16 protein-coding genes are annotated in these 15,464 nt (G+C 63.4%); 11 read left to right on the top strand and 5 right to left on the bottom strand.

Translation table 11 applies throughout. The features are described 5' to 3' along the window. Window positions 1-18 precede the first annotated feature (18 nt). A complete protein-coding gene (aqpZ, locus tag AXA74_RS07480; protein WP_029580512.1) occupies window positions 19-720 on the bottom strand; it encodes an aquaporin Z in 702 nt (233 codons plus the stop codon). Between the two features lie 601 nt (window positions 721-1,321). Here aqpZ and AXA74_RS23840 point away from each other — a divergent pair. Then, a complete protein-coding gene (locus AXA74_RS23840; RefSeq protein WP_162266982.1) occupies window positions 1,322-2,305 on the top strand; it encodes an autotransporter outer membrane beta-barrel domain-containing protein in 984 nt (327 codons plus the stop codon). 85 nt (window positions 2,306-2,390) lie between these two features. On the opposite strand, the gene AXA74_RS07490 is transcribed toward AXA74_RS23840, so the two are convergent. Next, window positions 2,391-2,708, bottom strand: a complete 318-nt coding sequence (locus tag AXA74_RS07490; RefSeq protein WP_029580514.1) for a DUF4148 domain-containing protein — start codon at window positions 2,706-2,708, stop codon at window positions 2,391-2,393. A 467-nt stretch (window positions 2,709-3,175) separates the two neighbouring features. On the opposite strand from AXA74_RS07490, the gene AXA74_RS23845 reads away from it, so the two are divergent. From AXA74_RS23845 to AXA74_RS23850, 6 genes are all read left to right on the top strand, one after another. Beyond that, on the top strand, window positions 3,176-4,165 hold the full coding sequence (locus tag AXA74_RS23845) for an autotransporter outer membrane beta-barrel domain-containing protein (RefSeq protein ID WP_080700943.1): 990 nt from the start codon (window positions 3,176-3,178) through the stop codon (window positions 4,163-4,165). 55 nt (window positions 4,166-4,220) lie between these two features. Then, window positions 4,221-4,508 carry a hypothetical protein gene (locus tag AXA74_RS07500; RefSeq protein WP_029580516.1) on the top strand — a complete coding sequence of 96 codons (288 nt, stop codon included), beginning with the start codon at window positions 4,221-4,223 and terminating at the stop codon, window positions 4,506-4,508. Between the two features lie 29 nt (window positions 4,509-4,537). Beyond that, window positions 4,538-4,858: a hypothetical protein gene (locus tag AXA74_RS07505; RefSeq protein ID WP_029580517.1), complete on the top strand. Its 321-nt coding sequence runs from the start codon at window positions 4,538-4,540 to the stop codon at window positions 4,856-4,858. Window positions 4,859-5,176: 318 nt separating this feature from the next. Then, window positions 5,177-5,380 (top strand): cold-shock protein, encoded by a 204-nt coding sequence (locus tag AXA74_RS07510; RefSeq protein ID WP_005014599.1) that lies wholly within the window; start codon window positions 5,177-5,179, stop codon window positions 5,378-5,380. Window positions 5,381-5,502: 122 nt separating this feature from the next. Beyond that, a complete protein-coding gene (locus AXA74_RS07515) occupies window positions 5,503-6,054 on the top strand; it encodes a DUF924 family protein (protein WP_032955668.1) in 552 nt (183 codons plus the stop codon). Window positions 6,055-6,311: 257 nt separating this feature from the next. Beyond that, on the top strand, window positions 6,312-6,518 hold the full coding sequence (locus AXA74_RS23850) for a cold-shock protein (RefSeq protein ID WP_029580519.1): 207 nt from the start codon (window positions 6,312-6,314) through the stop codon (window positions 6,516-6,518). 53 nt (window positions 6,519-6,571) lie between these two features. Here the strand turns inward: AXA74_RS23850 and AXA74_RS07520 are convergent, their stop codons facing one another. Further along, entirely contained in the window at window positions 6,572-7,111 is a 540-nt protein-coding gene (locus AXA74_RS07520; protein ID WP_029580520.1) for a TIGR00645 family protein, read from the bottom strand. Between the two features lie 205 nt (window positions 7,112-7,316). Between AXA74_RS07520 and tig the strand changes: the two genes are divergently transcribed. The 4 genes from tig to lon all read left to right on the top strand — a co-directional run bounded on the left by tig (window position 7,317) and on the right by lon (window position 13,281). Beyond that, a complete protein-coding gene (tig, locus tag AXA74_RS07525; protein WP_029580521.1) occupies window positions 7,317-8,627 on the top strand; it encodes a trigger factor in 1,311 nt (436 codons plus the stop codon). Between the two features lie 2 nt (window positions 8,628-8,629). Beyond that, window positions 8,630-9,283, top strand: coding sequence for an ATP-dependent Clp endopeptidase proteolytic subunit ClpP (gene clpP / locus AXA74_RS07530; protein ID WP_029580522.1), 654 nt, complete (start codon window positions 8,630-8,632; stop codon window positions 9,281-9,283). A 104-nt stretch (window positions 9,284-9,387) separates the two neighbouring features. Then, a complete protein-coding gene (gene clpX, locus AXA74_RS07535; RefSeq protein ID WP_032955669.1) occupies window positions 9,388-10,686 on the top strand; it encodes an ATP-dependent Clp protease ATP-binding subunit ClpX in 1,299 nt (432 codons plus the stop codon). A 165-nt stretch (window positions 10,687-10,851) separates the two neighbouring features. Further along, the gene (gene lon / locus AXA74_RS07540; protein ID WP_029580524.1) at window positions 10,852-13,281 is read left to right on the top strand and encodes an endopeptidase La; all 2,430 of its coding nucleotides are present in this window, start codon (window positions 10,852-10,854) and stop codon (window positions 13,279-13,281) included. Window positions 13,282-13,407: 126 nt separating this feature from the next. Here lon and lexA read toward each other — a convergent pair whose 3' ends face one another. Together lexA and AXA74_RS07550 are read right to left on the bottom strand one after the other, a co-directional pair. Continuing rightward, entirely contained in the window at window positions 13,408-14,061 is a 654-nt protein-coding gene (gene lexA / locus AXA74_RS07545) for a transcriptional repressor LexA (protein WP_029580525.1), read from the bottom strand. 174 nt (window positions 14,062-14,235) lie between these two features. Then, on the bottom strand, window positions 14,236-15,438 hold the full coding sequence (locus AXA74_RS07550; RefSeq protein WP_029580526.1) for an amino acid aminotransferase: 1,203 nt from the start codon (window positions 15,436-15,438) through the stop codon (window positions 14,236-14,238). Between the last annotated feature and the right edge of the window lie 26 nt (window positions 15,439-15,464).

The raw sequence follows: 15,464 nt of genomic DNA on the forward strand, positions 1-15,464 counted from the left end.
GGCCTGGCTGGCGCGCACCTAGCGTTCCGTGTCCACGGCGCGGTAGAGCAGGGCGCCGACCACGCCGCCTATCAGCGGCGCCACCCAGAACAGCCATAGCTGCTGCAAGGCCCAGCCGCCGACAAAAAGGGCGGGGCCGGTGGAGCGCGCCGGATTGACCGAGGTGTTGGTGACCGGAATGCTGATCAGGTGGATGAGGGTGAGCGCCAGGCCGATGGCGATGGGCGCGAAGCCGGCCGGGGCCCGCGCGCTGGTCGCGCCCATGATCACGAAGAGAAAGCCCGCTGTCAGCACGATTTCGCTCGCCAGGGCCGCGCCCATGGCGTATTTGCCGGGCGAGTGGTCGCCGTAGCCGTTGGCGGCAAAGCCGCTGGCCACCAGATCGAAGCCTGGCTGTCCGCGGGCGATCAAGGAAAGCACGAAGGCCGCCACGATGGCCCCGATGACCTGGGCCAGGATGTAGGGGATCACATCCCTGCCGGGGAAGCGTCCGCCGGCGGCCAAGCCTACGGTGACGGCCGGGTTGAAATGCCCGCCCGAGATGTGGCCGACGGCAAACGCCATGGTCAGCACAGTCAGGCCGAAGGCCAGTGCGACGCCGGCAAAACCGATGCCGAGGTGGGGGAAACCGGCGGCCAGCACGGCGCTGCCGCAGCCGCCGAGGACTAGCCAGAACGTGCCGAAAAATTCGGCGCCGCAACGTTTGGAAAGGGCAGGCATTGTCTTCTCCTTGGGGAATAGGTGCGAGCAAACCGATTTCCGGCAAAGCAGGGGGGCGCAGCACATGGTGAGACGCCGGCCCCGCCCTGTCAATGTCCGCGGCGGGCCGGGACTGTGAAGAATGGTCAAGCCCTCGCATGCCTGAGCGGCCCGCATGACCTCGCCCGGCTCGATCGCGCCGCTGAACTTCAGGCCCCACGGCCCGGCCGTTGGCGATCAAGGCGCGCAACGCGCGCCGCCAGCGTGCGCGCCCTGACCGCCGCGTTAGAAGACGATGGTCCCCGGGCGTCTTCCCGCGGACGCATCAGGGCAGGATCCGGTCGGGGCCGGCAAGCCTGCAGAACGGCTGGCTCCCGCAGTTGCTACGAAACGTTCGGCGCGGTGCGCATGGGCAGAAGGGGAGGTCGGCCTTGGCTGCGTGCTGGCGGGGGACAGCTTCTATCCGCCGGAAACGGGATATGACGTTGATACGCCGTCGTCGGCAAAAGCTGGTCACGGTCTTCGGCCTGGTCCATCGATAGGATCAAGGCATCCCGTCGCAACGTACAGGAGATGCTTCATGATCCGCCCCAGAACGATTCGACATGTTTGCTGCATTGCCATGACGATCTTTCTTGGGAGAGCATGGGGCGCGCCGCCGGCCGCGGCATCGGCGCGCGCCGCCGCCGCGGCACAGCTCAAGGCGGTCCAGGCCAGCCGGGAGCAGGCTATCCGGGAGCTTGCCAGGCAGCGTACCCGGCAGGCCGTCGCGCTATCGCAAACCTCGGGCTTGCTGCTGCTCGATGCCCAAATGGTGGGGGTGCAGCAGCGTATGGGGGCTTTGCGTGACGGAGGCAAGGGCGGGCTGTGGGCCACCGGGGGCGGTACCCGCCTGCATGCCGACACGGACGATACCGCCGCATTCAAGGCGCGCATGGGATATGGCGCGGTGGGCGGCGACTACGGCTGGCGGCTGGGGCGCGGATCCTTGTACTTGGGGCTCTATGGCGGCACAGGCCAGGCGGATATCGACGATGGCGCGAGCGTCAGCGGCAAGCTCAAGAGCCGCTTTGTCGGCGGCTATCTCACCTACTTTGAAGAGGATGGCTGGTATGTCGACCTGGCTTCTCAAGTGGGATCCCTGGAATCGGAAATCCGGGTGGATATGCCCGAGATCGGCCGGGCTTACGACAACCAGGATACGCACCAGGCTTTTACGGGCAGCATCGAAACCGGCTATCACTTTGCATTGCGCGATGACTGGTTCGTCGAGCCCCAGGCGCAATTGCTCTATGAGCACAGCAGCCAGCATTCGGTCATGGGCCGGCTGGGCGTGCGCGCGGGCCGTGATCTGTCAGTATCCGAGGACGGCAGGTTGCAGCCGTGCCTGACGCTGTCGTACCTGGCTCAATTGGCACAGGATGACGAGGTCGAGTATGGCGGTCAAAGCGTGGAGGCCGCCTTGCCTGACGGGCGCTGGCGTGTAGGGGCGGGTGTCGCCTTCGACCGGGGGGGCCATCGGGCTTATGCGGATCTGCGCTATGGCCATGGCCCGGATGTCTCCCAGGAAACCGCCGTGATGGTGGGCTACGCCTACCGCTTCTAGCCGCCACGTCAAAAAGGCAGGACGCCGGCTTGCGCCGGCGTCCTGCCGCGGACCCGAAGGTCCGGTACTGCTCGCTACAAAAACATCAGTTCTGGTAGTCCAGTTCGCCGAAGCTGTACTGGCCGCTGGCCTTGGCTTGGGCCAGCTCGGCCTTGACCTGGTCGCGGCTCAGCGACACGGCGCGAGCTTGCACGGGCGGGTAATCCAGTTCGCCAAAAGTGTATTGGCCGTCGGCCTTGGCTTGTTGGAGGTCCGCGGCGACCTGGGCGCGCGTGGCCGAGCTGTCGTTTTGGCTATAGACGCCCTGGAAGGGGATGTTGTTGGGTTCGATGTTCTGAGATGCTTGGGCACCGGCGCTCAGGGCGGCCAGGGATACCAGTACAGCGCTAGCAAGGGTCTTCATGATGATTCCTCCGATTCGTTTGGATCTGGGATCCGGACTCGGCGGCCTCTCCGTCGAAGTTCGTTGTGTGTTCCCAATGACTGCATTGTGCGCCGCCAAATGCCTGGGATAAACCCTGGGCTATGGGAATGATTATTCCATTTTTGATTTGAATAACTTCTTTATAAAGAAAATTATCTTTATCTATGGGATTGTTCTTGAGGTCTCGCGGACGCCCCGGCCGCCGGCCGCCTTGCCATTGGCCCCGGAGACACGCTTACAAAACGCTGTCACGATGCATGGAAGCGAGATACGATCAAACGTCCGGATGGCAGTCCGGACTTCTGACGGCAAGAGAAGGCCGGCGGTGAGGCTGCCATAACCGCCGGGCAGCATGTGAGGACCAGCGTCTCCGTTTCAACAACCCAGGGAGCGGCTTCATGACCCAGCGGCGGTTTGTCAGGCGTGGCGTTTACCTTTGTGTGGCAATGGCGCTGGGGCAGGCCCCGGCATGGGGGGCCCAGCCCTCGATCAAGGCGGCCCATCTCGAGGTCGACAGGGCGCCCCAGGCCCAGGCCCTGCCGACGGCAACCATCAACCAGATCAAGGCCCTGGTCGCCGAGCGCACACGGCAAGCCGTGGCGATGACGCAGACGGCGGGGATTCTGCTGCTCGATGCGCAAATGGGCACCCTGCAGCAGCGCATGTGGGAGCTGCGTGACGGTCGCGATGGCGGCCTCTGGGTCCGTCTAGGCGGCACCGATTACCATGCCGACACCACCGATACGCCCGCTTTCAAAGAGCGTCTCAAATATGGCTCGGTGGGGGGCGATTACGGCTGGAAGCTCGGAAATGGCTCCTTGTTCCTCGGCGGCTACGTCGGGATGGGCAAGGCGGATGTCCATGACGGCGGCCCGCTGCACGGCAAGATCAAGAACTACTACGCCGGCAGCTATCTGACCTATTTCGAGCCGGAGGGCTGGTATGTCGACCTGGCCACGCGCGTCGGCCGCATGGATCTCGATTTCAAGGTGGAGATTCCCGAGATCAACAAGACCTACGATGCCGACGACAAGCATGCGGCCTTCACGGGCAGCATCGAGACCGGCTATCACTTCGCCTTGCCCCAGGCCTGGTTCGTCGAGCCCCAGGCGCAGCTGCTCTACGAGCACAGCAGCCAGCATTCGGTGATCGGCCGTCTGGGGGTGCGCGCCGGCCGGGATTTCGCCTTATCGGGCGGGGGCAATCTTCGTCCCTATATGACGCTGTCCTACCTCGCGCAGTTGTCCAATGACGACACCGTGGATTATGGCGGCGAGCCCTTCAAGGCCGCTTTGCCGGGCAACCGCTGGCGGGTGGGCGGCGGCATTGCCCTGGATTCGGGCCCGCATCGCGCTTTTGCCGACCTGCGCTATGGGCACGGATCGGATATCTCGCGCGAGCTGACCCTGGTGCTGGGCTACTCCTACCGCTTCTAGGGGGCGGGGGCCGGGCGCCTATAATGCGCGCGTCGCAATCGCGCGGAGCCCCCGCATGCCCTACGAGAGCCTTTTCTGGTCCATGGCCGCCATCGTCGCATTCGCCTTGTGCGCCGGTGTGCTTGCCGGCTGCCTGAAGACGCTGGGCGCCACGCTGTCCGGAGTGGCCCTGGCCGCCGCCTTGGTGCTGACCGTGGTGGCCTCGTTCGCGCAGGTCCGGGAAACAGACGGCATGGCTTTGCCGCTGGGCCTGGCCTCGGGTCTGTTCTGCCTGGTCATCGCCTGCGCATGCGCACTCTTGACCAGGCGCATCCGGCGCCGCAATCCGGGCGCGCAATCCTGAAGCGCGGTTCGGCCAACTAGGAAGCATCAATGGAAATCATCAGCCGCCAGACCGGCGAATTCGAATCGGGCCTCAGCCTGGAGACCACGATGGACGGCGCCAGCTTCGGCGTCTATGTCGTGCTGGGCGAACCGGACCTGGATGCCATCGCGGACTTCGTCCCGCCCGAGGCCCTCGCCGAGGGCGCGTCCATCCACGCGGCGTCCGTCGACACCGTGGACGGCGCCCAGGAACAGATCGACGAGGTGCTCGAGAACCTCAATCCGGCCGATGTGGTGGTGTTCTTTTGCGCGGATGCGGACTGCTTCGCGGCCGCGCTGGACCTGCTGGGCCTGCCGGTGGACGACTGAGCGCTCAAGCGGCCCCGTTTAGCACAGTTTTTCGGCTATCCCCTTGATTATTAGTAAATAAGACGCACGCAAATATTTGCGCGAACATAAAGCAGGCCGTAACGGCAGTTTCTATTTGTTGCATTCTTGGGACGCCTTTTTATGGATTATCTTGACTTAGGAGAGGAACCTGACGATAGTGTCGGCACGAGAGATCAAGTGTTGCGAAGTCTGTTCAGTGCCGTGCCTTTTTCGGCGTCCGTTATTGTCCTGCTGTCCCCTCCTTGATTGCATCGTGGCTCCGGGTGCGTCCGCACCCACTATCTTAGGAAATACAGTATGGAAACCGGCGTCGTTAAGTGGTTCAACGCAGAGAAAGGTTATGGCTTCATCACCCCCGAGTCGGGCGGTAAGGATCTGTTCGCACATTTCTCCGAGATCCAGTCCAATGGCTTCAAGACCCTCGAAGAGAACCAGCGCGTGAGCTACGTCACGGCGATGGGCCCCAAGGGTCCCCAGGCTACCAAGATTCAGATCATCTAATAAGTCGCTGAATCCCGGCCACAGCCGAGCCCCGAAAGGGGCTTTTTTGTTGCCCGGCGCGGCGGCGGGCCTGGCGCAGGCCTGGACCCCTGTCCTCCCCGCCGTTGCTCCAGGAGTCAGACATGTCTTCTTCACCATCCTGCCAGGCCGCCGACGTCGTGGCCTTCTGGCGCGAGGCGGGCCCGCGGCGCTGGTTCGCCCGCGATGCCGGTTTTGACCAGGTGTTCCGCGAGCGTTTCCTGGAGGCGCACTACGCCGCCGCCCGTGGCGAGCTGGCGCACTGGCAGGAGGACGCCGAGGGCGTGCTGGCGCTTTTGGTGCTGCTGGACCAGTTTCCGCGCAATGCCTTTCGCGGCACGGGCCATATGTTCGCCACCGACGGCCTGGCGCTGGCGATCGCGCGGCGGGCGGTCGCGCGCGGGCTGGATGCGGCCGTGGACGCCGAACTGCGGCCCTTCATTTATCTGCCTTACGAGCACGCCGAGAATATCGCGGCCCAGGAAGAGGGCGTTCGATTAATGACGCCGCTGGGTGGAGAAACTTTGCGCTATGCCGTTATCCATCGGGATATTATTGCGCGCTTCGGCCGCTTCCCGCATCGAAATGCCAGCCTGGGCAGGGACACCCTGCCGGAAGAGCAGTATTTTCTCGACAATGGCGGATTTGCGGGATGAATAATGGGGCGATAAATATCCGGGCCGGGTTGTTGTGCTGAATGCACGCTCCGGTCCGATGTTGTTTCCGGGCGTAACTTTTGTTCCAAGACTGCCGGATGTTACGTTCGGTTTGACCGTTGCATAAAAACACTCCTACACTGGTCCGGCGAGGTCAAGCGACGCGGTACAGGTCCTATGTCGCAAGCGTGTTTCCCGTCCCATCCTTGGCGTCCGGCATCCCGCGAGCAATCGCCTCTTTGGTTCAAGGACAGTTCATGGCAACCGGTATTGTTAAGTGGTTCAACGCTGAAAAGGGCTACGGATTCATCCTGCCCGACGATGGTGGCAAGGACCTCTTCGCTCATTACTCCGAAATCCGCAGCGAAGGATACAAAACGCTGCAGGAAAATCAGCGCGTTTCTTTTGAGATCGGCGAAGGCCCGAAAGGACCTAGCGCGAAAAACATCAAGATCATTGCATGAGCTTGATAATGAAATAAGCCCCGGTGACGGGGCTTATTTCATTTGCGCAATGTTCAATGCTCGTTGTTGCTGGTGAGCCGGTCCACGTAGGCGATGCCGATGGCCGACAGGATGAACACCACGTGGATGATGGTTTGCCACATGACGCCAGTCTCCGTGAAGCGCGTATTGGCCGAGCCCAGGCTGCCGGCCTCGATGAAGGTGCGCAGCAGGTGGATCGACGAGATGCCGATGATGGCCATGGCCAGCTTGACCTTGAGCACGCTGGCGTTGACGTGGCTCAGCCATTCGGGCTGGTCGGGATGCCCTTCGAGGCGCAGGCGCGACACAAAGGTCTCGTAGCCGCCGACAATGACCATGACCAGCAGGTTGGAGATCATCACCACGTCGATGAGTCCCAGCACGAGCAACATGATGTCCATCTCGCCGAAGCTGTTGGTGTGCGAGACCAGGTGCCACAGTTCCTTCAGGAAGAGAAAGACATAGACGCCCTGGGCCACGATCAGGCCAAGGTAGAGGGGCAGTTGCAGCCAGCGGGAGCTGAAGATGAGGGCGGGCAGGATGCCGAGCGAGGGGCGTTGTTCGGGGTTCATTGTTGCGAGCCTTTTGGGGGATTGAATCAGGCGGCACGCATTCTAGCAATGGCATGCCGCCCGCGGCAGAGGGGGGCGCCGGGCGCCGTGGGGCCGGATCAGCGGGGCGCCGTGGACGGGTTTGAGGCTGTTGGGCGACTTTCCGGTAAAATTGCCGGTTTACCTGGTTCGATTTCTTCTCATCCCTCGGAAAATAGGTCTTTTAATGCAGCCTGTGGTTGAAACCCTCTCCGGCCTGGAGCGCCGTGTTGATCTGGCCATTTCGGTGGCCGACGTGGAAAAGGAAGTCCAGGCGCAGCTCAAGCGCGTGGCCCGCACCGCCAAGGTGCCGGGTTTCCGTCCCGGCAAGGCGCCGATGGCCATGCTCGAGCGCAGCCATGGTCCGAGCATCCGCTACGACGTGATCAATTCCCAAGTCGGCCGTGCCTTTGAGCAGGCAGTCGAAGGCGCCCAGCTGCGCGTGGCCGGCAGCCCCTCGCTGGAGCCCAAGACGGAAGGCGTGGACGAAGGCACGCTGGCCTTCTCGGCCACCTTCGAGGTCTATCCCGAAGTCGCCGTGCCCGACCTCTCCGCCCTGGCCGTCACCCGCTACGAAACCGAAGTCAGCGACGCTGAAGTCAACAAGACGCTGGACGTCCTGCGCAAGCAGCGCGCCACCTACGAAGTCCGCGAAGGCCGCGCGGCCCAGGATGATGACCGCGTCATCCTCGACTTTGCCGGCACCATCGACGGCGTGCCTTTCGAAGGCGGCAAGGCCGAGAACTTCCCCTTCGTCCTGGGCCAGGGCCGCATGCTGCCCGAGTTCGAAGCCGCCGCCCGCGGCCTGAAGGCCGGCGACACCAAGGTCTTCCCGCTGAGCTTCCCCGAGGACTACCAAGGCAAGGAAGTCGCCGGCAAGACCGCCGAGTTCACCATCACCATCAAGGAAGTGGCCGAGGCTGTCCTGCCCGCCGTCGACGCCGAGTTTGCCAAGTCGCTGGGCCAGGCCGATGCCGACGTCGAAAAGCTCAAGGCCGACATCCGCAGCAACATCGAGCGTGAGGTCAAGGTCCGTTCGCAAGGCCGCACCAAGACCAGCGTGATGGATTCCCTGGTCGAAGCCGCCAAGTTCGACGTGCCCAAGGCGCTGGTGGACAACGACGTGCAAGGCCGTATTGCCCAGGCCCGCGAAGAGCTCAAGCAGCGCGGCGTGCCCAATGCCGACAGCATGCCCATGCCGGCCGAAGTCTTTGCCGCCGAGTCCGAGCGCCGCGTGCGCCTGGGCCTGCTGGTGTCGGAGCTGGTCAAGCAAGCCCAGCTGCAAGCCAAGCCCGAGCAGGTCCGTGCCCGCATCGAAGAGTTCGCCCAGAACTACGAGCAGCCGGCCCAGGTTGTCAGCTACTATCTGTCGGACCGCCAGCGCCGCGCCGAAATCGAAGCGATCGTGCTGGAGGACAACGTGGTGGCCTACGTGCTGGAAAAGGCCAAGGTAACCGATGAAAAGGTTCCCTTCGATCAGTTGATGGGGATGGCATAACTATGCAGCGATTCACCGATTTCTATGCGGCAATGTACGGCGGGGCGTCGGTGACGCCCACCGGGCTGGGCTATATCCCGATGGTGATAGAGCAGTCCGGCCGCGGCGAGCGCGCCTACGACATTTACTCGCGCCTGTTGCGCGAGCGCCTGATCTTCCTGGTCGGGCCGGTCAATGACGCCACGGCCAACCTGGTCGTGGCCCAGCTGCTGTTCCTGGAATCGGAGAATCCTGACAAGGACATTTCCTTCTACATCAACTCGCCCGGCGGGTCGGTGTATGCGGGGATGGCCATTTACGACACCATGCAGTTCGTCAAGCCCGATGTGTCCACCCTGTGCACCGGGCTGGCGGCCAGCATGGGGGCGTTCCTGCTGGCCGCGGGCAAGAAAGGCAAGCGTTTTTCGCTGCCCAATTCCCGCATCATGATTCACCAGCCCTCGGGCGGCGCCCAGGGCCAGGCCAGCGACATCCAGATCCAGGCCAAGGAAATCCTGGATCTGCGCGAGCGCCTGAACCGCATCCTGGCCGAGAATACCGGCCAGCCGGTCGAGCGCATCGCCATAGACACCGAGCGTGACAACTTCATGTCGGCTCAAGATGCGGTATCGTATGGTCTGGTAGACAAGGTTCTGGCCCGACGCGAAGACGTTTGATCCGTCTTCGCCTGGCTTGCAGGCCCTGCCGCCACGTCCGATAAGCGTTGAATGCGTCCCCTGGCAACCGGGGGCGCATCCTCTACCAGAGACTAGAAACACTTATGCCTGAAAAAAAGGGATCGGCAGACGCAAAAGTGCTGCATTGCTCTTTCTGCAACAAGAGCCAGCACGAGGTCCGCAAGCTGATCGCAGGTCCGTCGGTATTCATCTGCGATGAGTGCATAGACCTGTGCAATGACATCATCCGCGAGGAAGCGCAGGCGACCGCGCGCGCGGCAATTCGCTCCGAGCTGCCGACCCCGGTTGAGATCAAATCCTTCCTGGACCAATACGTGATCGGCCAGACGGGCCCCAAGCGCATGCTGGCCGTGGCCGTCTACAACCACTACAAGCGGATCCGCCACGGCGAGATCAAGGGCGACGAGGTCGAGCTGTCCAAGAGCAACATCATGCTCATCGGGCCCACCGGCTCGGGCAAGACGCTGCTGGCGCAAACGCTTGCGCGCATGCTCAACGTTCCCTTCGTGATGGCCGACGCCACCACGCTGACCGAAGCCGGCTACGTGGGCGAGGACGTCGAGAACATCATCCAGAAGCTGCTGCAGAACTGCAACTACGATGTCGAAAAAGCCCAGCGGGCCATTATCTACATCGATGAGATCGACAAGATTTCGCGCAAGTCCGACAACCCGTCGATCACGCGCGACGTCTCGGGCGAGGGCGTGCAGCAGGCGCTTCTGAAGCTGATCGAAGGCACGGTGGCCTCGGTGCCGCCGCAAGGCGGGCGCAAGCACCCCAACCAGGATTTCGTCCAGGTCGACACGACCAACATCCTGTTCATCGTGGGCGGCGCTTTCGACGGCCTGGAAAAAGTCATCCGCGACCGCACCGAAAAATCCGGCATCGGTTTTTCGGCGTCGGTGCGAGCCAAGTCCGAGCGCGGCGTGGGCGAGCTGTTCGGCGAAGCCGAGCCGGAAGACCTGATCAAGTTCGGCCTCATCCCCGAGCTGGTCGGTCGCCTGCCGGTGGTGGCCACCCTGGACGAGCTCGACGAGGCCGCCCTGGTGCAGATTCTCACCGAGCCCAAGAACGCCCTGGTCAAGCAGTTCCAGAAGCTGTTCGCGATGGAAGGCGCCGAGCTGGACATCCGGCCGGATGCCCTGACGGCGATCGCCCGCAAGGCGCTCAAGCGTAAGACGGGCGCCCGCGGCCTGCGGTCCATCCTGGAATCGGCCTTGCTCGACACCATGTACGACCTGCCCTCGCAGGGCAATGTCAGCCGTGTCGTGCTCGATGACAACGCCATCGAAGGCGGGGGCAAGCCTCTGCTGATCTACGCCGACGAGGGTGCCGGGTCCGACAAGCCCGGGCAAGGCGAGGTCCGAGACGCGGCGGCCTGAGCCGTGGATTCTGCAAAAAACCCGTCTTTGACGGGTTTTTTTGCATCTTGATGCCGACCGGCGATCGGCATCTTGATTTTTGGGCTATTGTTCCCATATCAGACGTAACCGACGCATCGGCCCACGCAGCCTTGCGTCCCTCTCATTCACTCTGAGGAACCCCCTATGTCTGCAAGCCAGACCCTGCCTTCAGATCCGATTGACCTGCCCCTGTTGCCCCTGCGCGACGTGGTGGTGTTTCCGCACATGGTTATTCCGCTGTTCGTCGGGCGCCCGCGCTCGATCCGTGCGCTGGAAGTGGCCATGGAAGCGGGCAAGAGCATCATGCTGGTGGCCCAGAAATCCGCCGGCAAGGATGACCCCACTCCGGAAGACGTTTATGACATCGGTTGCGTGGCCAGCATCCTGCAGATGCTCAAGCTGCCCGACGGCACCGTCAAGGTGCTGGTCGAGGGCACCCAGCGCGCCCGCATCAATAGCGTCCAGGACGCCGATTCGCACTTCACCTGCCAGGTCACGCCGATCGCCCCCGACGCTTCGGCCGGTCCCGAGGCCGAGGCCCTGCGCCGCGCCATCGTGGCCCAGTTCGAGCAATATGTAAAACTCAACAAGAAGATTCCGCCCGAGATCCTGACCTCGTTGGCGGGCATCGACGACGCCGGCCGCCTGGCCGACACGATCGCCGCGCACCTGCCGCTCAAGCTCGAGCAGAAGCAGAAGATGCTGGAGATCGTTCCCACCGCCGAGCGCCTGGAAGGCCTGCTCGCGCAGCTGGAAACCGAGATCGACATTCTCCAGGTCGAGAAGCGTATCCGCGGCCGCGTCAAGAAGCAGATGGAGAAAAGCCAGCGCGACTACTACCTGAATGAGCAGGTCAAGGCCATCCAGAAGGAGTTGGGCGAGGGCGAGGAAGGCGCCGACATCGAAGAGCTCGAGAAGAAAATCATCGCCGCGCACATGCCCAAGGAGGCGCGCAAAAAGGCCGATGCCGAACTCAAGAAGCTCAAGCTGATGTCGCCCATGTCCGCCGAAGCCACGGTGGTGCGCAACTACATCGATACGCTTATCAATCTTCCCTGGAAGAAAAAGAGCAAGATCAACAATTCCATCGCCAACGCCGAGCGGGTGCTGGATGACGACCACTATGGCCTGGAGAAGGTCAAGGAGCGCATCCTCGAGTACCTCGCGGTGCAGCAGCGCGTGGACAAGGTCAAGGCGCCGATTCTGTGCCTGGTCGGTCCTCCGGGCGTGGGCAAGACCTCGCTGGGCCAGTCCATTGCCAAGGCCACGAACCGCAAGTTCGTGCGCATGGCGCTGGGCGGCGTGCGCGACGAGGCCGAGATCCGTGGGCACCGCCGCACCTATATCGGTTCCATGCCGGGCAAGATCCTGCAGAACATGACCAAGGTGGGCGTGCGCAATCCGCTGTTCTTGCTCGATGAAATCGACAAGCTCGGCATGGACTTCCGCGGCGACCCGTCTTCGGCCCTGCTGGAGGTGCTGGATCCGGAGCAGAACCACACGTTCCAGGACCATTACATCGAAGTGGACTTTGACCTGTCCGATGTGATGTTCGTGGCGACCAGCAACACGCTGAACATTCCGCCGGCGCTGCTGGACCGTATGGAAGTCATCCGCCTGTCGGGTTACACCGAAGACGAGAAAATCCATATCGGCAGCGACCACCTCCTGCCCAAGCTGATGAAGAACAACGGCTTGAAGGAAAACGAGCTGACGGTCGAAGAAAGCGCGCTGCGCGACATCGTTCGCTACTACACCCGCGAGGCAGGTGTGCGCTCGCTGGAGCGCGAGGTCGGCAAGATCTGCCGCAAGGTGGTCAAGCAGTTGCTCACGGCCAAGGACAAGGGCGAGCCCGAGAAGGGTCCGATCGTGGTCAATGCCGAGAACCTGAATGACTATCTGGGCGTGCGCCGCTACACCTTCGGCATGGCCGAGAAAGAAAACCAGATCGGCCAGGTGACGGGCTTGGCCTGGACCGAGGTGGGCGGCGACTTGCTGACCATCGAAGTGGCGGATATGCCCGGCAAGGGCAATATCCAGCGCACCGGTTCGCTGGGCGATGTCATGAAGGAATCGGTCGAGGCCGCGCGCACGGTGGTTCGTTCGCGTGCCCGCCGCCTGGGCTTTGCCGACAGCGTGTTCGAGAAGCACGATATGCACGTGCACGTGCCCGAGGGCGCCACACCCAAGGACGGCCCGTCGGCGGGTATCGCGATCACCACGGCCATGGTGTCCGCTTTGTCGCGTATTCCGGTGCGCGCCGATGTGGCCATGACGGGCGAGATCACGCTGCGCGGCGAGGTGCTGCCCATCGGCGGCCTGAAGGAAAAGCTCCTGGCGGCGCATCGCGGCGGCATCAAGACGGTGCTGATCCCGGAAGAGAACGTCAAGGATCTCGCCGAGATCCCTGACAACGTGAAGAACTTCCTGGAGATCGTGCCGGTGCGCTGGATCGACAAGGTGCTGGAGCTGGCGCTGGAGCGTCAGCCCGAGCCCCTGGCCGACGAAGAGCCCGTCAAGGAAGCCATGGTCAGCAAGCCCGTGGAATCCGGCGATCCGGTCCTCAAGCACTGATACGCTGGCCTTGAAAAACCCGCCATCTCGCGATGGCGGGTTTTTTTATCGCCCAAAATAAAAGCCTCCGAAGGCAGGCCCGGGGCGTGGCTTGGGAGGCGGGAGCGATCTAGGCGGAAAGCCGGATCAATGCAGGCTGTGGGTGCGGATCAGGCCCACGGCGATGCCTTCGAGCGCGAACTCGTCTTCGGGGCTGACCACGATGGGCGAAAACTCGGGATTTTCGGGCAGGAGCTCGATGCGGCTGCCCTGGCGTTGCAGGCGCTTGACGGTGACGTCGTCGCCCAGGCGCGCGACGACGATCTGGCCGTTGCGCGCCTCCGCGGATTTCTTGACGGCGAGCAGGTCGCCCTCGAGGATGCCGGCGTCGCGCATGCTCATGCCGCGCACCTTGAGCAGGTAGTCAGGCGCCTGGGCGAACAGGCCGGGATCCACGCCGACTTCGCGTTCGACATGCTCGGCCGCGAGAATGGGGCTGCCGGCCGCCACGCGGCCCACCAGCGGCAGCAGTAGCTGCGCCAGGGCGGGGTGGGGCAGCAGGCCCTGGCTGGGCGCGGCGGGCTCCGGCCCCTTGAGGCGGATGCCGCGCGAGGCGCCGGCGGTCAGTTCGATGGCACCCTTGCGGGCCAGGGCCTTCAGGTGGTCTTCAGCGGCATTGGGCGAACGAAAGCCCAGGGCCTGGGCGATCTCGGCGCGCGTGGGAGGAAAGCCCGTGCGGGCGACGGTCTGCCGGATGAGGTCCAGGATTTCCTGCTGGCGATCCGTGAGTTTGGTGGCCATGGTATTGATCCCATTGATGGCCCGGGGCTTGTCTAAACCGCGGACTGTATGTATATACAGCGTGATTCTGGGGGACGAAGCGAAAAAAAGCAAGCTGCCCCACCGCCGCGGAAGAATGGCGCGTAAAAAAAAGGAGCCCGCAGGCTCCTTTTTTGTCGCCAGGCGGCGATGCGTTTACTTCAGCACGGCGGCGATGGCGGCGGCCACGACGTCGATGTTGCGGCTGTTGAGCGCCGCGACGCAGATGCGGCCGCTGGCAACGGCGTATACACCGTGTTCTTCACGCAGGCGGTCCACTTGGGCCGAGGTCAGGCCCGAGTAGGAGAACATGCCGCGCTGCTGCAGCACGAAGCTGAAGTCCTGGGCGGCGCCCTGGGCCTTGATCTTCTCGACCAGCTGCTTGCGCATCAGGCGGATGCGGTCGCGCATGCCGGCCAGTTCTTGCTTCCATTCGGCCAGCAGCTCGGGCGTGTTCAGCACATTGGCGACCACGATGCCGCCATGGGTGGGCGGATTGGAGTAGTTGGTGCGGATGACGCGCTTGAGTTGGCTCAGCACGCGCGTGGCCTCGTCCTTGTCGCCGGCCACGACCGTCAGGGCGCCCACGCGCTCGCCGTAGAGCGAGAAGGATTTCGAGAACGAGGAGCTGATGAACATGGTCATGTCCATGCCGGCGAACAGGCGCACCACCGAAGCGTCCTGGTCCAGGTCTTCGCCGAAGCCCTGGTAGGCGATGTCGAGGAAGGGCACCAGCTTGCGGGCCTTGACGACTTCGGCGATCTGCTTCCATTGCTCGGGGGTGGGATCCACGCCGGTCGGGTTGTGGCAGCAGGCGTGCAGCACGACGATGGTCTGCTCGGGGGCGGCCTTCAGGGCGGCCAGCATGCCGTCGAAGTTCAGGCCGCGGGTGGAAGCGTCGTAGTAGGGGTAGTTTTCGACCTTGAAGCCGGCGCGCTCGAACAGGGCGCGGTGGTTTTCCCAGCTGGGGTCGCTGATCATGACCTTGGACTGGGGCAGCAGCTGCTTCAGGAAGTCGGCGCCGACTTTGAGCGCGCCGGTGCCGCCCAGGGTCTGGGTGGTGAGCACGCGGCCTTCGGCGGCCAGGGTGGAGTCATTGCCCAGGAGCAGGGCCTGCGCGCCCTTGTTGTAGGCGGCGATGCCTTCGATGGGCAAGTAGCCGCGCGCGGCGGCGGCCTCGACGCGGGCGATTTCCGCCTTGCGAACGGCGCCCAGCAGGGGGATGCGGCCCTCATCGTCGTAGTACACGCCCACGCCCAGGTTCACTTTACCGGGACGGGTGTCGGCGTTGTACTGTTCGTTCAGGCCAAGGATGGGATCGCGGGGCGCGAGTTCGACGGAAGCGAAGAGGGTGCTCATGGGAGTGGAGAGTATGGGTGGACGCA

It is taken from the genome of Bordetella hinzii LMG 13501, assembly GCF_001548475.1.
Classification (GTDB): domain Bacteria; phylum Pseudomonadota; class Gammaproteobacteria; order Burkholderiales; family Burkholderiaceae_B; genus Bordetella; species Bordetella hinzii.